This window comes from Mycobacterium sp. NGS24, from assembly GCF_059813065.1.
In genome coordinates this window covers 1-20,933 of record NZ_JCALDW010000017.1, presented here as the reverse complement: position 1 = coordinate 20,933, position 20,933 = coordinate 1, and the positions used below count along the sequence as shown (strand labels likewise).

At 65.4% G+C, this 20,933-nt stretch carries 17 protein-coding genes; 10 read left to right on the top strand and 7 right to left on the bottom strand.

Features of this window, described 5'->3' with window-relative positions; all coding sequences use genetic code 11:
* Positions 1 to 2: 2 nt before the first annotated feature.
* Positions 3 to 1,322, bottom strand: coding sequence for a flavin monoamine oxidase family protein (locus AC5Y6Y_RS19550; protein ID WP_473139284.1), 1,320 nt, complete (start codon positions 1,320 to 1,322; stop codon positions 3 to 5).
* Between the two features lie 135 nt (positions 1,323 to 1,457).
* On the opposite strand from AC5Y6Y_RS19550, the gene AC5Y6Y_RS19545 reads away from it, so the two are divergent.
* The gene (locus tag AC5Y6Y_RS19545) at positions 1,458 to 2,417 is read left to right on the top strand and encodes an alpha/beta fold hydrolase (RefSeq protein ID WP_463827533.1); all 960 of its coding nucleotides are present in this window, start codon (positions 1,458 to 1,460) and stop codon (positions 2,415 to 2,417) included.
* Here AC5Y6Y_RS19545 and AC5Y6Y_RS19540 read toward each other — a convergent pair.
* Genes AC5Y6Y_RS19540 through AC5Y6Y_RS19530 form a run of 3 tightly spaced genes read right to left on the bottom strand, consistent with a single transcriptional unit; the run spans position 2,412 to position 6,012 of the window.
* Positions 2,412 to 3,758: a flavin monoamine oxidase family protein gene (locus tag AC5Y6Y_RS19540; RefSeq protein ID WP_473139201.1), complete on the bottom strand. Its 1,347-nt coding sequence runs from the start codon at positions 3,756 to 3,758 to the stop codon at positions 2,412 to 2,414. The genes AC5Y6Y_RS19545 and AC5Y6Y_RS19540 overlap by 6 nt on opposite strands.
* Before the next feature lie 20 nt (positions 3,759 to 3,778).
* Complete coding sequence (locus tag AC5Y6Y_RS19535; RefSeq protein ID WP_463827535.1) at positions 3,779 to 4,894, bottom strand: Rv3169 family protein; 1,116 nt, start codon at positions 4,892 to 4,894, stop codon at positions 3,779 to 3,781.
* Positions 4,894 to 6,012, bottom strand: coding sequence for a phosphotransferase family protein (locus AC5Y6Y_RS19530; protein WP_473139200.1), 1,119 nt, complete (start codon positions 6,010 to 6,012; stop codon positions 4,894 to 4,896). Before AC5Y6Y_RS19530 ends, AC5Y6Y_RS19535 begins: the two co-directional genes overlap by 1 nt.
* Before the next feature lie 43 nt (positions 6,013 to 6,055).
* On the opposite strand from AC5Y6Y_RS19530, the gene AC5Y6Y_RS19525 reads away from it, so the two are divergent.
* Together AC5Y6Y_RS19525 and AC5Y6Y_RS19520 are read left to right on the top strand one after the other, a co-directional pair.
* Entirely contained in the window at positions 6,056 to 6,652 is a 597-nt protein-coding gene (locus AC5Y6Y_RS19525) for a TetR/AcrR family transcriptional regulator (RefSeq protein WP_463827537.1), read from the top strand.
* Positions 6,649 to 7,479, top strand: a complete 831-nt coding sequence (locus AC5Y6Y_RS19520) for an SDR family NAD(P)-dependent oxidoreductase (protein ID WP_473139199.1) — start codon at positions 6,649 to 6,651, stop codon at positions 7,477 to 7,479. The genes AC5Y6Y_RS19525 and AC5Y6Y_RS19520 overlap by 4 nt, the downstream gene beginning before the upstream one ends.
* A gap of 7 nt (positions 7,480 to 7,486) precedes the next feature.
* Here the strand turns inward: AC5Y6Y_RS19520 and AC5Y6Y_RS19515 are convergent, their stop codons facing one another.
* Positions 7,487 to 8,770 (bottom strand): HNH endonuclease, encoded by a 1,284-nt coding sequence (locus tag AC5Y6Y_RS19515; RefSeq protein WP_473139198.1) that lies wholly within the window; start codon positions 8,768 to 8,770, stop codon positions 7,487 to 7,489.
* A 106-nt stretch (positions 8,771 to 8,876) separates the two neighbouring features.
* On the opposite strand from AC5Y6Y_RS19515, the gene AC5Y6Y_RS19510 reads away from it, so the two are divergent.
* From AC5Y6Y_RS19510 to AC5Y6Y_RS19480, 7 genes are all read left to right on the top strand, one after another.
* Positions 8,877 to 9,836 (top strand): DUF4129 domain-containing protein, encoded by a 960-nt coding sequence (locus tag AC5Y6Y_RS19510; RefSeq protein WP_463827540.1) that lies wholly within the window; start codon positions 8,877 to 8,879, stop codon positions 9,834 to 9,836.
* On the top strand, positions 9,833 to 10,318 hold the full coding sequence (locus tag AC5Y6Y_RS19505) for a hypothetical protein (RefSeq protein ID WP_463827541.1): 486 nt from the start codon (positions 9,833 to 9,835) through the stop codon (positions 10,316 to 10,318). The genes AC5Y6Y_RS19510 and AC5Y6Y_RS19505 overlap by 4 nt, the downstream gene beginning before the upstream one ends.
* The gene (locus tag AC5Y6Y_RS19500) at positions 10,315 to 11,283 is read left to right on the top strand and encodes an AAA family ATPase (protein ID WP_473139197.1); all 969 of its coding nucleotides are present in this window, start codon (positions 10,315 to 10,317) and stop codon (positions 11,281 to 11,283) included. Before AC5Y6Y_RS19505 ends, AC5Y6Y_RS19500 begins: the two co-directional genes overlap by 4 nt.
* Positions 11,280 to 12,533: a DUF58 domain-containing protein gene (locus tag AC5Y6Y_RS19495; RefSeq protein WP_473139196.1), complete on the top strand. Its 1,254-nt coding sequence runs from the start codon at positions 11,280 to 11,282 to the stop codon at positions 12,531 to 12,533. Before AC5Y6Y_RS19500 ends, AC5Y6Y_RS19495 begins: the two co-directional genes overlap by 4 nt.
* Before the next feature lies 1 nt (position 12,534).
* Positions 12,535 to 12,927: a hypothetical protein gene (locus AC5Y6Y_RS19490; protein ID WP_463827544.1), complete on the top strand. Its 393-nt coding sequence runs from the start codon at positions 12,535 to 12,537 to the stop codon at positions 12,925 to 12,927.
* Between the two features lie 137 nt (positions 12,928 to 13,064).
* On the top strand, positions 13,065 to 16,262 hold the full coding sequence (locus AC5Y6Y_RS19485) for a PPE family protein (protein WP_473139195.1): 3,198 nt from the start codon (positions 13,065 to 13,067) through the stop codon (positions 16,260 to 16,262).
* A 155-nt stretch (positions 16,263 to 16,417) separates the two neighbouring features.
* Positions 16,418 to 18,214 carry a PPE family protein gene (locus AC5Y6Y_RS19480; RefSeq protein ID WP_473139194.1) on the top strand — a complete coding sequence of 599 codons (1,797 nt, stop codon included), beginning with the start codon at positions 16,418 to 16,420 and terminating at the stop codon, positions 18,212 to 18,214.
* 6 nt (positions 18,215 to 18,220) lie between these two features.
* Here AC5Y6Y_RS19480 and nuoN read toward each other — a convergent pair whose 3' ends face one another.
* Both nuoN and AC5Y6Y_RS19470 read right to left on the bottom strand, forming a co-directional pair.
* Positions 18,221 to 19,786, bottom strand: coding sequence for an NADH-quinone oxidoreductase subunit NuoN (gene nuoN, locus AC5Y6Y_RS19475; protein WP_463827546.1), 1,566 nt, complete (start codon positions 19,784 to 19,786; stop codon positions 18,221 to 18,223).
* Positions 19,783 to 20,933 (bottom strand): NADH-quinone oxidoreductase subunit M (locus tag AC5Y6Y_RS19470; RefSeq protein WP_499930150.1); only part of this gene is annotated, 1,151 nt, incomplete at its 5' end. The genes AC5Y6Y_RS19470 and nuoN, both read right to left, overlap by 4 nt.

Here is a 20,933-nt window from a genome sequence, read left to right as displayed (position 1 = left end):
GTTCAGCCCAGCCGGCGCAGCAATTCGGTGGCCGCCCGGCGCCCGCTTTGCAGCGCCCCGTGCACCGTGCCGGGGTTGTCCACCCCGATCGCCTCACCGGCCAGGTAGAGCCGGTCGCTGACGGGCTCCTGCAGTCGGCGGCGGTCATCGGGCCCGGACCCGGGTGCGTGGTAGGAGTATGAACCCAGGGCGTAGGGATCACGCGTCCAACCTGAGCAGCGGACCTCGGTCACGTCGGCGCCGAACAGCCGACGTCCGATGGGCATCGCGCCGGCCAGCAACTCGGTGGGGGAGGCGGACTCCACCCGGCGGCCGCGCTCACCTGGGTTGAAGGCCAACACCACCGGGCCGGCGCTGGCCGGCAGCGTGAACCACTGCGCCCACATCCCCTGCTCGGAACCCAGATACTGAAAGAAGGCGTTCTCCTGATCCCAATTGCGTTGTGAGAAAAGGAAATAGCTCTTGGACAAGACGCCGAATCCCAAGGCGCTCACCGCGTGGGCGTGTCCGTCGGGCAGGGGCGGCTCGAAGGTGATGCTCCCGGCTTTCAGGACGCCGAGCGGAACGGTGACGATGGCGGCCGGCCCCTCGAACGTCTGGCCGGCGGCATGTATCGTCACCGAATTACCCTGTCGGGTAACAGATTTCACTGGTGACCGCAAGGTGATGTGGAGTCCGTCGGCCAGTTGCCGGGGCAGGGCGTCGTAGCCGCTGGTGATCACCGACTGCGGACCGCGTGTGTAACTGCCCAGGTCGAACGTCGCCGCCGAGAGCTGGTCGGCGTCGGCGGCGTACTCGTCTTCGATGTCGGTGGTGACGTAGTAGGCCAACTCGGCGCGCTCGACGTCGGAGAGTCCGTGGGCCGCAGTGCTGATCGCGGCACCCAGGCTGCCCCCGTCGGCGTCGTCGCGGGCGTCGGAGACCAGCGTGCGCCAGGTCGTCGCGTCGTACGTCAACGGCGGCAATCGGGGATCGATGGTCAGCTTCGAAGCGTGGTCGTAGTCGGTCGGCACGACGTGCGCGTGGGCCTGCTGGGCCAGTTCAACCAACGGGTTGTTGGTGGTCCCGTGGATCCACGAAGCCCCCATTTCCAGCGGCACACGCCAGTCGCGAATGGTGCTGACCCGCCCGCCGATCCGGTTACGGGCTTCGATGACCCGGACCGGCCGGCCGGCGTCTTGCAGGGTGCGCGCCGCAGCCAGGCCGGCCATCCCGGCGCCGACGACCAGCACTGACTTGGAGTCGGGGGAAGTCGGGTGCCGATGCGGCGCGCAACCCGCCGCTACCAGCGCCGTCGCCGCCAAGAACTCCCGCCGGGACATCCGGGACACGACTGTGAGGGTCTCACGCCGTTACCCGATTGTGTTCTGCGAATGTGACAGAGCGCACATTACGGTCAGGTAAACTCGCCAGGACCGGAGGGCGGCAACGGTGCCGCCGCCAAGGGGGGAGCTGCGATGAGTGCTCGAAGGAACACCCAGTCCGTAGCTGATGCGATGCCGCCGGGCCGTCCCCTGACGGTCCGCGCGGCAGACGGAACCCGGTTGCACGCTGAGGTGTTCGGGCCCGAGGACGGCTATCCGATCGTGCTGACGCACGGATTCGTGTGTGCCATCCGCGCCTGGACTTACCAGATCGCCGACCTGGCGGGCGAATACCGTGTGATCGCCTTCGACCACCGCGGTCACGGCCGCAGCGGCGTGCCCCGCCGCGGCGGGTACAGCCTCAAACACCTGGCGTCCGACCTCGACTGCGTGCTGGAAGCAACCCTGGCTCCGCACGAGCGTGCGTTGATCGCCGGGCACTCGATGGGTGGTATGACCATTCAGGCGTGGTCGCAGCGGTACCGCCACAAGGTCACCCGGCGTGCCGACGCCGTCGCGCTGATCAATACGGCCAGCGGTGATCTGTTGTCCAAGATCAGGTTGCTGTCGGTGCCTGCGGGTCTCTCACCTGCCCGGGTGATCGCCGGCCGGACGCTGATCAACGCCATCGGCGGCTTGCCGCTGCCGAATGCGGTCCGGATTCCCAGCCAATACATGGTCGCGATGATGGCCACCGGCGCCGACGCCGACCCCGGGATCGTCAAGCTGGTCTACGAACTGTTCGCCCAGACCACGCCCGCCGGTCGCGGCGGCTGCGCGCGAATGCTCATGCACGAGATGGGTTCTCGCCACCTCAGCCTGGACGGCCTGACGGTGCCGACGCTGGTCGTCGGCAGCAAGCGGGACCGGTTGACGCCGATCAGCCAGTCCCGGTTGCTCGCGGCCACCGCTCCGAATGTCGTCGGTCTCGTGGAACTGCCCGGCGGTCACTGCTCGATGCTCGAACAGCCCGACGAGTTGAACCGGCAGTTGCGCGGACTCGCCGAATCGGTGCGGGCGCGGCACGATCGAATTCGACTGATCAGCTCATAACAGCGCGGCGACCGCTGCGGCGGCCCGCTGGCCGGAGCTGACGGCGCCGTCGAAGTATCCGGTCCATGCGTCGGCGGTCTCGGTACCGGCCCAGTGAATGGGGCCGACCGGCTCCCGCAGCAACCGGCCGTACTTCGTCCACGACCCCGGCGGCACCGCGGCGGTAGGACCCCCTGGAGCGAATTCTTCTGTGCCCCAACGGTAGTCGGCATAGTCCAGCGGCTTGAGCGCTTCGTCGCCGTAGAGCGAGGCGAAGCAGCGCAGGGTGTCGCGGCGGCGCTGGTCGGTGGTCAGGGAGTCGAAGGCGCGGGCGTCGACGAAACCCATCAGAATGCCCGGTCCGTCTTCGTGCGGGCTGACGTCGAATGTGATGAACACCGGACCCGTGTCGAGCAGCGCTGAGCCGGAGAAACCCTGCGCCCGCCAGAATGGCGTCTCATACGCTGCATAAGCCTTGCTCAGGCGGCCCTGCGGCCAGTGCTGGGCGAGTTCGGCGTAGTCGGGCGGCAGCGGCGGGGTGAATTCGATGTGGTGGCGGTGCGCCGGCGGGATCGCCACGATGACGAAACCGGCCTCGGCCTGGCCCTGATCGGAGGTGACGGTGACCCCCGACCCGTGTCGTTCGATGCGCCGGACGGGTGCGTCCAGGACGACGCGCGAGCCCAATTCGGCCGCTGCGAATTCCGCGACCTGCTGGGTGCCGCCGGGAAACCGGTCCTGCTGCGCACCGTTCTCGGTGTCGAGCAGCCGGTTCAGTCCGCCGGCGGCCCGCACGTACCGGGTGGCGTGCAGCATCGAGACGTCGTCGGGTTCGCACCCCCAGGTCACCCGGGACATGATCGCCATCAGGTCGCGCGAAGATTCGGTGGCGTGCACCATGCGCAACCATTGGCCCAGGGACACGCTGTCCAGTTGGCGTGCCCGCTTGGCCTCCCACGGCCGGGAAACCGGGACGGTACGGGAAAGTCTCCCGAACTGCCATTGCAGGCGGCCGATGTCGAGCAGGCCGAGCAACGACAGTCGCGGGATGGTGCCGCTGTAGGCGCGCGCTGCGCCGCGCCAGTGGATGACGTTCTTGCCTTCGTGGAAGGTCGGGATGGTCGGCAGCCCGAGTTCGGCGACCAATCCCAGCACCGCGTCCTGGGTGGGGCCGACGAACGAGCCGCCCATATCGACGGGCAGACCCGCGACGTTGCCGGTGAAGGAGCGGCCCCCGACACGGTCTCTGCCTTCGAATACCAGCACATCGTGGCCCTGCTGGGTCAGGTCACGGGCAGCAGCCAGTCCGGCAAAGCCGGCGCCCACCACCACAACGTCGACATTCCACGGTGGGTTTGTCACGTTGTCCAGTGAACCGCACGCTAGGGGGCAACCGTCAACCAGTCGGCGAATCCCGACGGGTCATGGCGTCCGAGCGCGCCGTGCTCGTAGAGGCCCCACCCTTCCACCGGATCTCCGTCACCGTCGCGGCACACCGCGCGCCCGACGTGGTCGATGACACCGAAACCGGACCGGGCGATGATGGCGGGGTCGGTCATGTCGTAGGTCAGTCGCTCGACGAACTTCTCGCCTTTCCACGTCCCGTGCAGCCAGTCCGAGTCGCCCCCGTAGCCGCCGCCGACGTGGATCGGGACCGGGAGTTTGGACTCCACGTCGACGTGGACCGGGGTGCCGTCCGGGGCGGTCGCGTCGATGGAGGCGCCAGTCGGGATCCGGGTGCCGGAGCGGTAGTGAATTTTCACCCGCGGCCAGCCCAGCTGCTCGACCCGCCCGTCGCGCCATACCCGGGTGCAGTCGTTGAGCGAACGGAACCCGTTGGGCTCCTCCTGGATGATCAGCACGATCGCGAAGTCCTCGAACGCGATCGGAACGTAGAGCCACCACATGCCTTCGAACGGCGGGTCGGCCGGGCGCCCCGCCGGTTCGGCCTCGCCGATCGGCCGGATACCCCAGGACCGGTCTCGGCTGCCGATCCACACCGAGGGGTCGACGGTGATCTCGTCGCCGTCGATCGACAGCTGTCCGCTCCAACTGCCCAGCTGGGCGAAGCGCTGTGCGTTGAGCGTGACGCGGTTACCCGTCCGCAGAATGTGCGGCTGCTCCTGTACGACGTCGAATAGGCCTTCCCAGGTGAGATCGGCTGCGACGCCTTCGGTTTCGTCGAGCACGATCCGGATCTTGCGCAGCGGTTCGACGACCTCTACCCGGTAGCCGTTGACATGCTGATGCAGCCTGTCCTGGTCGATGGCGTCGGACACGTGCACCGCCGTCTGGATGTCGCCGCGCCGGATGAGCAGGAACGCGTCTTTGACACCGAGGTTGGGGTAGTAGCCGATGCCGGTGATCACGAAGATGTCACCGGTCCGGTCGTGGGCGTTGAAGTAGGAGCGATCGTAGAAGTTGCGGTCCGAGGAGCCCGGCCAGGCGATCGGCTGGGGAATCTGGTGTACCGGGTACTCGTCGAGCGGGCCGAGCATCAGTTGTCCTCTCCGATAAGGCGTTTCATCAATCCGGCGTGGTAGAACAGCGATTCGACATCATCGGGCTTTTCGGCCTCGCCGAAGTGAATGCGCCGGGCTCCGGTGCGCATGAAGACACAGGCCCACATGATGCCGGAATACACGTAGAACCAGTGCAGGTCGTCGAGGTGTACGCCGGTGAGCCGACCATAGGTGTCGCGGACGTCTTCCTCGCGCATCACCTGCGGTAGTCCCGGCAGCGTGGCCAGGCCGGCGAGTTCCTCGAAAACCTTGTGCGCGAAGATCATCCAGGCGACATCCAGTTCCCGCGGGCCCAGCGTCACCATCTCCCAGTCCAGCACCGCCACCGGAGTGAAGTCCCGGTACAAGACGTTGCCCACCCGGGCGTCGCCCCACAGCAAGACAGGCTCACGCGTGTCGGCCTGTTCCGGCCAATTGTCTTGCAGCCATTCGAAACTGCGCTCCACCAAGGGCGAGCGGCCGATATCGGGGACAGCGAACTCATACCAGGACCTGACCCAGCTGAAATGTTTGCGCAGAGCGGTATCGCCGGTGAGACCCTCCGTCAGGAAGCCAAACGTCTTGTCCGCCTCCGGGATCGAGTGCAGCGTTGCCAGAATCCCGACCGACGCATCCTGCAGTTTGCGTTGCTGCTCGGCCGGCGCGTCAGCGAACCAGTTGCCGCCGAACGTGTAAGGCATGACGTCGGGCGGCACCTCGCCCTCGACGTAGTCCATCAGGAAGAAGGGTGCTCCCAACACCTCCCCGGTGTTCTCGATCCAGCGCATCCGCGGAACCGGGACGTCGGTCAGTTCGCCGACTTTGCGGATCACGTCGAATTGGTGGTCGAGGCGATAGGTCGGAAACACCGGGACGTCTTGGTTGGTGGGTGCGACCCGGGCCACCAGCTTCTGCTCTTGGTCCGCCCATCGCGCGGTCAAGATGATGGTCTCCGAGGACATGCCGGTGGAGTCGACACCGCTCTCCACGGTGATGTCCGGTGCCACCGGCAACACGGTCGACAGCCACTGCGAGATCAGTTGCGGGACGGTGGTGGTGTCGCGGCTCGAGCGTTGCATGCGGCCGACATCTTCGACCGCCGGTTCATTGGCCACGAGGCTTCCTTCGCGAGATAATTACGATACGGTAGGTAGCGTTATGAAAGCAGACCTGCCATCCCTTGACAAGGCCTCGGGCGCCGGGCGGCCGCGCGATCCGCGCATCGACTCGGCCATCTTGTCGGCGACCTCGGAACTGCTTGTGCAGATCGGGTATTCGAATCTGAGCCTGGCCGCGGTCGCCGAACGGGCGGGAACCACTAAGTCGGCACTGTACCGAAGGTGGTCGAGCAAGGCCGAGCTGGTTCACGAGGCTGCCTTTCCGGTTGCGCCGACTGCCCTGGAAACGCCGGCGGGGGACTTCGCCGCCGACATTCGGATGATGTTCGAAGCCACGCGCGACATCTTCACCACACCCGTGGTGCGCGCTGCGCTGCCCGGGCTCATGGCGGACATGACCGCGGACCCGGAACTCAACGCACGGGTGATGGCCCGGTTCGCCGGCCTTTTCGAGGCGGTCCGGGTGCGACTGCGCGAGGCCATCGAACGCGGCGAAGCCCATCCCGACGTCGATCCGGGCCGGCTCATCGAGTTGATAGGGGGAGCCACCATGCTGAGGGTGCTGCTGTATCCGGAGTTGGACGACGCCTGGGTCGACCAGACCACCGCCATCGTCGTGCACGGGGTCAACCGGTGACCGCGATCGTCACGGGTGCCAGTCGCGGGCTGGGACGGGCGATCGCGCTGGCGCTGGCCGCCGACGGCGCCCCGGTGGCCGTCGTCGGGCGCACCGAGGCGGTTTGGGACGAGCGGCTGCCCGGCACCATCGGCGAGACGGTGGCCGAGATCGAATCGGCCGGGGGCCGGGCGGTGGCGGTGCGGGCCGATCTGACCGACCGTGACGACATCGGCCGGGTGGTCGCCGAGGCGCGGGACGCCCTCGGGCCCATCACGACCCTGATCAATAACGCCGCCTTCACCGCTCCCGGCCGGCCGGGAGCGCAGCGTCGCGCCAAAGCGGCCAACACAGCGCCCAAGCCCGATTGGCCGGGCTTCGTCAGTGTTCCGCTGGCTGCCTATCGCCGGCACTTCGAGATCTCGATCTTCGCCGCATACGAACTCATGCAACTGGTCTGCCCGGACATGATCGAGGCTGGCGGCGGATCGATCGTCAACATCACCTCGATCGCCTCGCGGCTGCCCGGCGACGGACCCTACGCCGACCGCGGCGCCGGGGTGCTGCCGGGATATGGCGGCTCCAAAGCCGCCCTCGAACACCTGACCCAGTGCGCGGCGTTCGACCTGGCCGACTACCACATTGCGGTCAACACCCTGGCGCCGTCCAAGCCGATCATGACGCCGGGGCTGTCTTATTACGCGCGCGGTTTCGACGACGTGAGTTCCGCCGAGGAATTCGCCCAGGCCGCTGTGCAACTGACGCACGTCGACCCCGGCGAGGTCACCGGCCGCACCATCGGTCACCACCAGGTGCTCGATGGCAGCTTCACACCGTTCACAGTCTGAATCCACGTCAGGCGGCATGTCGGTCGATCAGCGTGATCTTGACAGCTGCTTCGATTTCGCTGAGCTCGATTCGTGGGCGGCCGACCGGCGGCGGGGCGGTGGATTGGTAGCGGGCACCGGTGGGGGTGGTGTAAGTGGCGGTGTGGGTACCGGTGTCGGTGCTGGTTTCGACGCTCCAGCCAGGTGCTTCCTTGGCGTAGTTGCAGTGTTCGCAGGTGCCCAGGCCGTTATGCGCGGTGGTGGGTCCGCCGCAGTGATGGGGTTGGGCGTGGTCGCGGTGGCGGATGGGGGCGTCGCAGTAGGGGGTGCGGCAGGTTTGGTCGCGTAGCCCGATGAAGTGGGCCAGCCCGCGGGGGAAGGTGCGGGAGCGGGACTCCATGGCGAGCAGGGCACCGGTTTTGGGGTGGGTGTAGAGGCGGCGCAAGGCGGCCCGCGAGCGGGCGTCGGCCAGGGCGCTGCCGATCAGATTGCGGGCAACCGCGGCGGGGATGGGTCCGTAGCCGTCGAGTACGGCTGGTTCGTTGCCGTCGCCGAGCAGTGTCTCGTCGGAGATGACCACATTGACGTCGACAGGGGCAGGTACGTCGGCGGGGGTGCCGGTAATGCGTTCGATCAGGGTGTCGGCCATGACTTGGCCGCGGGAGCGGCCGTCGAACGTGGTGTCGGCGGCGCGGCGCAGCGCAGCGTAGACGCCGACACCTTTGGCCACCGGAAGCAGGGCGCTGACCCAGGTCATGGTGTCGGGAGCGGGCCGGATGGTCACGGTGCGCTCATGCTCGGCTTTCGCGGCGCGCTCGACGACGGCATGCGGGTCGAGACGGTAGGCGATGGCCTTGGCCGCTGCGGTCACCCGTTGATCACCCATCCCGTGCAGTGCCGTGACATCTGCACACAGTTCGCGGTCCAGCGTTTGGCGGTCCTGAAGGTCCAGGCAGGCTGATTCGCGCACGATCAGGGTGGCGCGCCACTCGGACAACGCACCGGATTCCAGTGCGGCCAGGGTGTGCGGCATTTCGTGGACCAGGGCGTTGGCGAAGCCGAGGTGGCGGCCGCCGCGGGCGGGGGAATCGTGCCGGGCCAGGGCGATCTCGCTGGCCAGTCCGCGTCCCTGTTTGCGGGCGGGTACTCCGGTGGCGGCTTCGGCGCTGCACCGCACCACAGCCAGGGCGGCGGTGGCGCGGGCCTGTTCGGCGGCTGCGACGCTCTTGGCGTGTTCGCAGGCGGTGATCCGGGCGATCAGTTCAGCTTCCATGGCCCGTTGAGCAGCGGGAATATCGTGCGACTCGAACATATGTTCGACTATACCCCGTATTGCTGGCCGGTGCTCTGGCACGGTCGCGAGTTGTGGAGCACCACCGTTCTGGACCGCGGCACGCCGCCACGGCTAGCCTTCGGCTATGGGGCGAGTCGACAAGCCCACCGCACGCGTTGTCCTGATGATCGCCCTGCTGATCGTGGTCGCCGCGGCTTTGCGCGGTTACCTACCCGCTCATCACGGTTCCAGCGTGCGGGAATCGGGCGGCAGTCCGGCGGCACTGATGTTCCTGACCGCGGCGCTCGCGGGCACGCTCGTGCTGGTGGCGTTTTCGATCGTCGCCCGGCTACGCGACCCGCGTGCCGCAGCGCCCAGTGCCGGTGAGTTGTCCCAATTGCTTGGCCGTGGCAGTGCTCGACCTAGTTGGCGCGTCGTCCTGATCGGACTGGGGGTGATCGTCGCGTGGCTGTTGACCGCAATCCTGCTCTCCCGGCTGTTCGTCCCACCTGATCTGGGACTCGATGCGGCGCAACAGAACTCGACCACAACGCCGTCAACCGGTTCGGGCACCGGACAGCCACCGAAACAACCGCCGCAGCACAAAGACTCCACCGACACGCTCGGAATCCTGCTCGCGAGTGCGCCTGTGCTGCTGATGTTGTTCATCGGCGGTGCCATCGCGTCGCGACGTCGACGACCCACGCCGACCACGAAAACCACCCGCGATGGTGACAGCGATGCGCCGCCGCCCCAGACCGCGTCCGAAACGCTGGTGCGCGCAGCCGAAGTCGGTCTCGCCGAAATGACCGACCTTAGCCGCGAACCCCGCGAGGCGATCATCGCGTGCTACGCAGCGATGGAACGTGAGCTGGCCAACGTCCCCGGCGCGGTCCCCCAGGATTTCGACACGCCGACCGAAGTGCTGGCCCGCGCCGTCGAACACCATGCGCTGCATGCCGAAAACGCCGTCCAGCTGGTCAATTTGTTCGAGGAAGCGCGGTTCAGCCCCCACGTGATGAACGAGGTCCACCGGGAGACCGCGGTTCGTGTGCTCGAACTCGTCCTCGAAGAAATCACACCGCGGTCAGGTGCGCGACCATGAAAAAGCTTATCGTGCTTGGCATTTTGCTCATCCTCGGCACCGAGGCCCTGGCGCTGATCCTGCAGGACCGGCGGTTCGTGCTCGCCGCGGCCGGGGTGGGTCTGGCTTTGGTGCTGCTCAATGTTCGCCGTGTCCTGGGACACCCGAACGAATCGGTCGCCGAACCGGACTCCGACGATCCCGGCGAGGGATTGCGCCGTTGGCTGGCCACGACCGAGACCACGATCCGATGGTCGGAATCGACCCGCGCGGACTGGGATCGTCACTTGCGCCCGATGTTGGCGCGGCGCTACCAGATGGCCACCGGCCAACGGCAGGCGAAGGATCCGGCGGCTTACAACGCGACCGGCGAGATGCTGTTCGGAGCTCAGCTATGGGAATGGGTTAATCCAAATAACGTCGGGAATACCGATAGCCACCGGCAATCGGGTCCCGGACGGGCGGCGCTGGAAGAGATTCTGCGAAAGTTGGAACAGGTATGACGATGCCGGCCGAGAAGACCACCGCCAATTGTGAAGCAGTACTAGATGAAATCGAACGCGTCGTGGTCGGGAAACGTTCGGCTCTGACGCTGATCTTGACCGCCGTCCTCGCGGGCGGCCATGTGCTGATCGAAGACCTGCCCGGTCTCGGCAAGACTCTGATCGCACGTTCGTTCGCCTCGGCACTGGGACTGGAATTCACCCGGGTGCAATTCACTCCGGACCTGCTGCCGGCCGATCTGCTCGGTTCGACGATCTATGACATGCAGTCCGGCCGTTTCGATTTCCGGCGCGGACCGATCTTCACCAACCTCCTGCTCGCCGACGAGATCAACCGCACGCCGCCCAAGACGCAGGCCGCCCTGCTCGAGGCGATGGCCGAGGGTCAGGTCAGCATCGACGGTCAAACCCACCGCCTGCCAACGCCGTTCATCGTCCTGGCTACCGACAATCCGATCGAGTACGAAGGCACCTATCCGCTGCCGGAGGCACAACTGGACCGGTTCGCGATCCGCCTGGAACTGCGCTATCTGTCCGAGCAGGACGAGGCGGCGATGCTGCGCCGACGGCTGGACCGTGGCTCGGCCCAACCGACGGTGAACCAGGTTGTCGACGCGCACGATCTGCTGACGATGCGCGAATCGGTCGAGCAGGTCACGGTGCACGAGGATGTCCTGCACTATGTGGTGTCGCTGGCCACCGCCACCCGACATCATCCGCAGGTTGCGGTCGGGGCCAGTCCGCGTGCGGAACTCGACCTCGTTCAACTCGCGCGCGCCCGGGCGCTGTTGCTCGGCCGCGACTTCGTGATTCCCGAGGACGTGAAGGCGCTTGCCACAGCCGCTGTCGCACACCGTATTACGTTGCGACCCGAGATGTGGGTGCGCAAGATCCAGGGTGCTGACGTGGTCGGGGAATTGTTGCGACGCCTGCCTGTGCCGCGGGCTAACGGCGGATCGGCGTGATCCAGACTCGGGAAGTCGAGTTGCGCTGGCGCGCATCGCCATTGACGCTGGCAATCGCCACCTGTGCGGGCGTCGCGCTGGTCGCTGCGGTCATCAGTGGACGCTGGCAGCTCATCGCCTTCGCCGCGCCGCTGCTCGGGGTCTTGTGCTCGCTGGGTTGGCAACACCCAGTCCCGACCGTGCAGGTGCATGGTGAGCCAGATGCCCAGCGATGTTTCGAGCTCGAAGAGGCACGGATAAAGGTCTGGACAACAACGGATTCCGTGGAGGCGACGGTCGAGCTGGCGGTATCCGCGCTTCCCGGCATGGAACTCGAGGTTGCGGATGCCGGTGAGGGAAAAGCGGTGACCGCGGTGGCGCAACGTTGGGGCCGCTATCCGATCACGGCCCGCGTCGACGTCCTCGCCCGCGGCGGTCTGGTGCAGGGCAAGGGGACCGCCGATGTATCCAACGTCATCGTATTCCCTTTGACGCCACCACAGTCCACGTCCATTCCGCAGACCGAGTTGCTCGACCGGTTGGGTGCCCACCTGACCCGGCACATCGGCCCGGGTGTCGAATATGCCGATATTCGGCCCTACGTCCCCGGCGACCAACTGCGCGCGGTGAACTGGGCGGTGAGCGCGCGGCGGGGACGATTGCACGTCACGCAACGGCTGACCGACCGCGCGGCCGACGTGGTGGTGCTGATCGACACGTACCGTCAGCCCGCGGGTCCGGCGACCGCCGCCACCGAACGCGTAGTGCGGGGCGCCGCGCAGGTGGTACAAACCGCGTTGCGCAACGGAGATCGCGCCGGCATCGTCGCGCTGGGCGGCAACCGGCCGCGCTGGCTGGGCGCCGACATCGGCCAACGTCAGTTCTACCGGGTGCTCGACACCGTGCTGGGTGCCGGCGAGCAGTTCGACAATGCCACCGGCACGCTGGCACCTCGTGCCGCGGTACCGGCGGGTGCGATCGTCTTTGCGTTCTCCACCCTGCTCGACACCGAATTCGCCCTGGCACTGATCGACTTGCGCAGGCGCGGCCATGTGGTGGTAGCTGTCGACGTCCTCGACAACTCCCCATTCGAAGGCGAGCATGATCCGCTGATCATCCGTATGTGGACGTTGCAACGGTCTGCCATGTACCGCGACATGGCGACGGTGGGCGTGGATGTGCTGTCCTGGCCGGGGGATCGCTCACTGGAACATTCGCTGGGTGGACTGCCGGACCGCCGGCGTCGGGTCCGGGGACAGGGCAGGCGTTGAGATGCCGACAGTTCTTGGGCTGCTGATGGTTGGACTGGCCGCCATCGACACGCACGGGCCTGCGTTGGCATTTCCGGCGATCGCGGTGCTGGCGGTGGGAGCGGGACTCGTCATACGCGCCGCGGCAACGGTTGCCGTGTTGTCGGCGGTCGCGGCGATCGTCGTCGCGGATAGCTCACCGGTACTTGCTGCGCTGTCCGGGCTCTGCGCGGTGGGCTACCTGACGAGCCGACACCTCGCTCAATCCTGGACGACGGTTGTTGGTGCTGTGGGGTTTACCTTCGTCGGGTTGGTTGCGACGTCGTTCCCGCTGCAGGTGCCGTGGCTGCCGCTGTTGGCCCCGTTCGCGGTGGTGGCCATTTATGTACTGGCCACCCGGCCCTTTCTGAATTGATCGGAGCGCGTGTTCCGTTCAGGCGAGTCGCTATTGCATGAGGTTTGTGCATTTGCCGGATAGCCACGAGGAAAAGTCATACAGTGTGTGTCCGGTGGGTCGGTTGCGGCCTGTGACTCAACGAAGGGGAGCGTCTGATGAGTTTCTTCGGACTACCGCCGGAAATCAACTCCGTGCGGCTACTTTCCGGCGCAGGCCCGGCTCCGCTATTGCAGGCAGCGGCGGCCTGGAATGGTTTGGCCGACGAATTGTCGACGGCGGCGCAGTCGTTCTCGTCGGTGACGTCTGGGTTGGCGGCTCAAGCGTGGCAGGGCGCCGCGGCGGAGGCGATGGCGGCTGCGGCGGCGCCGTATGCGGCGTGGTTGAGTGCGGCGGCGGCGCGGGCGGTGGGCGCCGCCGGATCGGCGCAGGCGGCGGTGAGTGCGTTCGAGGCGGCGCGGGCCGCGACCATACACCCCCTGGCGGTGGCAGCGAACCGAAATGCGTTCGTGCAGTTGGTGATGTCGAATATCTTCGGCCAGAATGCGCCGGCTATCGCGGCCGCCGAGAGTATCTACGAGGAGTTCTGGGCTGCCGACGTGGCGGCAATGGTCGGCTACTACAGCGGGGCATCGGCGGCTGTGTCTGCGCTCGCGTCGTGGGGTTCGTCGTTGGCTGGATTGACTGGCCTCGGCCAGGTGGCGGCGAGCGCGGCGGCGGCCACGATCCCGGAGTTCAACACCGGTCTGGGAAATATCGGGTCCTGGAACCTCGGCGGCGGCAATATCGGTGACTTCAACCTGGGCGGCGGTAACTCCGGGAATGCGAATGTCGGTAGCGGGAACACCGGTGCCACGAACTTCGGCTTCGGAAATCTCGGTTACAGCAATTTCGGATTTGGGAACATCGGTTCCACCAATTTGGGACTCGGCAATTCCGGTAACGTGAATATCGGGCTCGGCAACAGAGGTAGCGGCAACTTCGGTCTGGGCAACCTCGGCAGTGGGAATCTGGGTTTCGGAAACACCTTCCATCCGTCCACCTTCGTCGGTGGCACGAACTTCGGCAGTGGCAACGCTGGCGCCTTCAATCTGGGCAGCGGCAACCTCGGCTTGCACAACGTCGGCTTCGGAAACAACGGCAATTTCAACTTCGGTTTCGGCAACTCCGGCAATAACAATATCGGCTTCGGTCTCACCGGCGACAATCAGTTCGGTATCGGCGCGTTGAACTCCGGCCTCGGGAACATCGGTTTCGGGAACTCAGGTAACAACAACATCGGGTTCTTCAACTCCGGCGACGGGAACGTCGGCCTCTTCAACTCCGGAAACGGAAACTTTGGGTTCTCGAATGGCGGAAGCACCAACACCGGGTTCTGGAACGCGGCAAGCACGAACACCGGCTTCGGCAACGCGGGCAGCCTCAACATGGGCTTCGGCAATGCCGGTAGCTCCAATTTTGGATCGGCGAATGCCGGTTTCGATAATGCCGGGTCCGGCAATTCGGGATTCAACAACTCCGGATTCTTCAATTCCGGGCAGTACAACACGGGCTTCTCGAATTCGGGTTCAATCAATACCGGAATCTGCAACGCAGGCGACACCAACACGGGTCTGCTCAATTCAGGCGACTTCAACACCGGAATCGGTGGTTCCACGACGCCGCTCGGGGCGACCTCGTCTGGGATCGGCAATACCGGCACCGGCAGCTCCGGGTTCTACAACTCGGCGAATAACTCCTCCGGCTTCAACAATTCCGACCCCATCATGGGGTGGGGTCAAGTGTCTGGCTTCAACAACAGCAACGCCTACACGTCGGGTTTCAACAACTCGGGCTTTGCCAGCGTAGGGATTGGCAATACGGGTGACTCCGGCGTCGGCTTCTTCAACTCCGCGCTGTTCGCATCAGGCATCGGCATCAGCGGTAACAACAGTTCGGGAGTCGGCAACGCGGGCCAGTTCAGCGCCGGCCTCTTCAACCAAGGCGACAACCAGTCCGGCATCTTCGGCCCCGCCGCCACCCCGGCGTTCCTGCTCGACCTGGGCCCCTTGGCTCCGATCGTCGGCACAGTGTCTGCGCCAGCGGCAATCACATTCCCGGATATCAACACCGGCCTGGGCAACATCGGTGCCTGGAACCTCGGCGGCGGCAACTTCGGCGACCTGAACCTGGGCAGCGGCAATGCCGGAAACGTGAACTTCGGTGGCGGCAACGTCGGCAACCTGAATATCGGCAGCGGAAACGAGGGCTTCTTCAACCTGGGCAGTGGCAACCTCGGACACACCAACCTCGGCAGCGGAAACATCGGCAGCCTCAACCTGGGCAGCGGCAACTTCGGCAACAGCAACTTCGGGTTGGGTAACAGCGGCGACGGGAACCTGGGTGGTGGCAACATCGGTGACCGCAACGTCGGCAGCGGCAATCTCGGTTGGTTCAATCTCGGTAGCGGCAACAATGGCTGGAACAACGTCGGGTTCGGCAACAACGGTAGCTACAACTTCGGATTCGGCAACAGCGGTAACAACAACATCGGATTCGGACTCAGCGGCGACAACCAATTCGGCATCGGTGCTCTGAACGGTGGCATCGGAAACCTCGGTTTCGGGAATTCCGGCAACAACAACATCGGGTTCTTCAACTCCGGCAACGGAAACGTCGGGTTCTTCAACTCCGGCAACGGGAACTTCGGCTTCAGTAATGCCGGCAATACGGACACCGGCTTTTGGAACGCAGGCTCGTTCGGCACCGGCGTCGGAAATGCGGGTTACGCCAACTTCGGCGTCGGCAATGCGGGCGACTTCAACATGGGTATCGGTAACGGCGGCTACGGCAACATGGGGCTCGGTAACGCCGGTTCGTCCAATACCGGCAGTTTCAACGCCGGCAACGCCAATACCGGTGACTTCAACTCGGGTTACTTCAACACCGGCTACGGCAACTCGGGTGACTCCAATACCGGCGTGATGAACTCGGGCGATCTGAACACCGGTATAGGCAGCTCCACGACCCCGGTGGGCGTGACGTGGTCGGGATTCGGCAACAGCGGAATAGGCACCTCGGGCTTCTTCAACACCGGCGACCACACGTCGGGATTCCAGAACACCGAGGTCGGGGCGAGCCTCTACATGTCCGGATTCAACAATGTGGGTGGCGGCAACGTCGGGATCAGCAACAACGGATCAGGACTGGTGGGTTGGTTCAATGCCGCAGAGGGCTCGGTTGGCGTCTGGAACTCCGGAAGCGCCAGCACCGGCATCGGGAACGTTGGCAGCCAGAGCAGTGGCGTGTCGAACTGGGGCAACGGCAGTGCGGGCGCGTTCAACCGGAGCGACGACGTGGCCGGAATCTTCCGCTGACCCGGACCGGGCCCATGCCCGGCTGATCTGAATTCTGTTTGGTGACAAGCCAATCTGGTGATTTCCCGGAATCCGGCTGCGAAGTCGCCTAGATTCGCGGGTGGCCCGAGAGGGCGGACCACGGCCCGACTGGAACCCTCGAAGGGGATACCACCTTGAGTTTTTTCACGCTACCGCCCGAGGTCAACTCGTTGCGAATGCTGGCCGGTGCGGGTTCGGTGCCGATGTTGGCCGCGGCCGCGGCCTGGGACGGGCTGGCCGTCGAATTAGCGGGATCCGCACAGTCTTTCGCGACCGTGGTCTCGGATCTGACGGGTCAAGCGTGGCAGGGTGCGGCGGCGCAGGCGATGGCCGCCGCAGCGACGCCGTATGCGAGCTGGCTTTCGGCGGCCGCTACTCAGGCGTCAAGCATGTCGGCTTCGGCTCAGGGTGTTGTCAGCGCGTTCGAAGCGGCCCGCGCGGCAATTGTGCACCCGGTGGCGGTGGCAGCTAACCGAAATGCGTTCGTGCAGTTGGTGTTATCCAATGTGTTCGGGCAGAACGCGCCCGCGATCGCGGCGGCGGAGAGTGTTTATGAAGGGTTCTGGGCTGCCGATGTGGCAGCGATGGTCGGTTATCACGGCGGCGCCTCGGCAGCGGCGGCCGCATTGTCGCCCTGGACTGCCATGCTGGAAACGTTTCCCGCCCTCAACACCGGCCTGGGAAACATCGGGAACTGGAATCTGGGCGGCGGAAATCTCGGGGACCTGAACCTGGGCAGCGGCAACGTCGGTAGCCGCAACTTCGGCGGTGGCAACCAGGGAAACCTGAACTTCGGCGGCGGAAACCGGGGTGATTACCACGTCGGGTTCGGCAACTACGGGGCCATCAATATCGGTTTCGGCAACGACGGCCAGCTGAATATCGGCTTGGGCAACCACGGCCAAGGCAACTTCGGCATCGGCAACAACGTCAACGGAAACCTCGGCAGCGCCAACAGTTCTCATCCGACCGAAGGCAACTTCGGTAACAACATCGGCAGTGCGAACCGGGGAGCCACCAACTTGGGTGCCGCCAACATCGGCTCAGACAACGTCGGTTTCGGCAACTTCGGGAACAGGAACTTCGGGTTCGGCAACACCGGGAACAACAACATCGGCTTCGGGCTCACCGGCGACAATCAGATCGGCATCGGTGCGCTGAACACCGGGATCGGCAACATCGGCTTCGGCAACTCCGGCAACGGCAACATCGGGTTCGGCAACTCCGGCGACGGCAACGTCGGCTTCTTCAATTCAGGTAACGGCTCCTTCGGCTTCGGCAATTCCGGAAACTTGAATACCGGGTTCTGGAACTCAGGAAGTGACAATGTCGGTATCGGCAACTTCGGTACCAGCAATTTCGGCATCGGCAACGCGGGCAGCCTCAACTTCGGCTCCGGAAACGCCGGCTTGTTGAACTTCGGCTTCGGCAACGCCGGCGACAACAACACCGGGTCGGCCAACACCGGTGAATACAACACCGGCTTCTCGAATGCCGGTGACCGGAACACCGGTTGGGGCAGTTCGGGTGGTACCAATACGGGATTGTTCAACGCGGGCGGCCTGAACACGGGGATCGGCAGCTCAACCACTCCGGTCGGAGCAACGACGTCGGGTTTCGGTAACACCGCACCCAATACCTCCGGGTTTTTCAACTCGACCCATAATTCGTCCGGCTATGGCAACTCCGACCCGTCGTGGTTCAACGGCCCCAGCTCCGGCGTGGGTAACACCGCACCGTTCACCACGGGGCTCTTCAACTCCGGCGGCAGCGCCGTCGGAATCTGGAACACCGGAGGGGCGAATATCGGCGCTTTCAACCCTGGCTACGGCAACACCGGCGTCGGCAATCTGGGCATGTTCAGCTCGGGATTTTTCATTATCGGCGACTTCCAGGCCGGGTTCTTCCGAGGGGTACTCGGCCGGAGTTAGCTCCTCTTAATGCAGCAACTGCCCGGCCTGGTCGGCCAGGTCCAATACCGGCTGCGGGAAGATCCCCAACCCCACAGTCACCAACGCGCACACCGCAATTGCGGCTTTGCTCAGTACGCCGGGCTCCACCACCCGCGGCGTGTCTTCGGTGGGCTCGGTGAAGAACATCGACACGATCACCCGCACATAGAAGTAGGCCGCGATCGCGCTGAACGTCACACCGATGATCACCAGCGGAACCGCACCGCCCTGGGCGGCCGCCCGGAACACCGCGAACTTGCTGATGAAGCCGCTCGTCAGCGGAATGCCGGCAAACGCCAACAGGAACATCGACAGCATCACGCCGACAATGGGGGAGCGCTGGCCCAGGCCGGCCCAGCGCGCTAAAGACGCCTCTTCCACACCGTCGGCGTCGCGGATCAGGCCGACGATCGCGAACGCGCCCACCGTGCTGAAGCTGTAGGCGACCAGGTAGAACAACGTTGCTGACAGGCCGGCGGAATTGTCGGCGATCACGCCCGTGAAGATGAAGCCGACGTGTGCCACCGACGAATAGGCCAGCATCCGCTTGACGTCGGTCTGGTTGATGGCGGTGATGGTGCCGACGGCCATGGTCAGGATCGCGACCCCCCACAGCACCGGACGCCAATCAGCATGCAAGGGCGGCAGCGCGACGTAGATCACCCGCAGCACCGCCCCGAAGGCCGCTACCTTGGTGGCCGCCGCCATGAAGCCGGTGATGGGCGTGGGTGCGCCCTGGTATACATCGGGAATCCAGGAATGGAAGGGGACGGCGCCGACCTTGAACAGCAGGCCCACCGACAGCAGGGCCACACCAGCCAGAGCCATCGTCGTATCGTTCTGGGCCGCAAGCGAATCGCGGATACCGTTCAGGTTCAGGGTGCCGGTCGCCCCGTACAGCAACGCCACACCGTAGAGGAAGAACGCCGACGAGAACGCGCCCAACAGAAAGTATTTCAGCGCCGACTCCTGCGACAGCAGCCGGCGGTGCCGGGCCAGTCCGCACAGCAGATACAACGGCAGCGACAGCACTTCCAGCGCGACGAACATGGTCAGCAGGTCGTTGGACGCGGGGAACACCAGCATGCCGCCGACCGACAGCGTCAGCAGCGGAAACAGCTCGGTTTGGGCGGCTCCGGCGCGCTGCGCCTCCTGCTCGATGTCGCTACCGGGCACCGAGGAGGCTTGCGGGGTAAAGGAATCCAGGCCCGCGAAGACCTTCGTCTTCGTCACGACATGGCTGCGCTCGGCGACGAAGATGGTGGCCAGTACCGCCACCAGCAGCACGGTGCCCTGCAGGAACAGCGCCGGACGGTCCACCGCCATCGCGCCGAGCACCGCGCGCTGACCATCTGCGGGTACCGACCGCGCCACCAGTACGACCGCGACGAACGCGGCGACGAAGCCGCCGAGAGTCAAGATCACCTGCGCGCCATAGCGACTCCGGCGCGGTACGAACGCTTCGACCAGCACGCCGACCACCGCGACGCCGAACACGATGAACATCGGCGACAGCAGGAAGTATTCGACGCTGATGGTGGACAGGTTCATCGGTGCGGTCCTTCGGCTCTACGGGGTACGCCGTTCATCGGCACGACGGGCTTGGGATCGTGCTGCCCGATCGTGCGCATCGTGTTGGCGACGGCCGGATTGACTACGTCCAGTATCGGTTTCGGGTAGACCCCGAGTACCAGCAGCAATGCGATGAGCGGTGCGACGACGATCATTTCGCGGCCGGCGAGATCACGGATCTTGTCGTTGCCGGCGGCCACCGGTCCGGTCATCACGCGCTGGTACAGCCACAGCATGTAGATGGCCGCCAGCACCAGCGCGGTGACTCCGAACGCCGCGGCCAGCCAGTACCGGTTGAAAGTGCCCAGCAGCACCAGGAATTCGCTGACGAACGGTGCCAGCCCGGGCAGCGACAGGGTGGCCATACAGGAGACCAGGAAGGTGCCGGCCAGGACCGGGGCCACCTTCTGCACCCCGCCGTAATCGGCGATCAACCTGCTGCCGCGCCGGGAGACCAGGAAACCGGCGATCAGGAACACCGCCGCGGTGGAGATGCCGTGGTTGAGCATGTAGAGCGTGGAGCCGCTCTGACCCTGGGTGGTCATCACGAAGATGCCCGCGATGATGAACCCGAAGTGCGAGATCGAGGTATAGGCGATCAAACGCATCATGTCGGCCTGTCCGATTGCCACAATGGCGCCGTAGATCACCCCGATGATGGCCAGCGTCACGATCACCGGACGGAAATAGGTTGAGGCGTCCGGGAACAGCTGCAGGCAGTAGCGCAGCATGCCGAAGGTACCGACCTTGTCCATCACCGCGGTGATCAACACGGCGGTGGCCGGGGTCGACTCCACCGCAGCGTCGGGCAGCCAGCGGTGGAACGGCCACAGCGGTGCCTTGACGGCGAACGCGAACATGAAGCCCAGGAACAGCGCCTTGAAGACGGCGGGATCGACGTCGCTGTAACGGCCCCACTGCACGCCGGTCACGATCTCGCGGAAGTCGAAGGTGCCGGCCCCACCACCTACCGAGTGCTGGGCGGTCACCACGTACAGCCCGATCACCGCCGCGAGCATGATCAACCCGCCGAACAGGTTGTACAGCAAGAACTTCACCGCTGCCTTCGACCGCCCGGCCCCGTGGCCGAAGCCGCCGATCAGGAAGTACATCGGGATGAGCATGG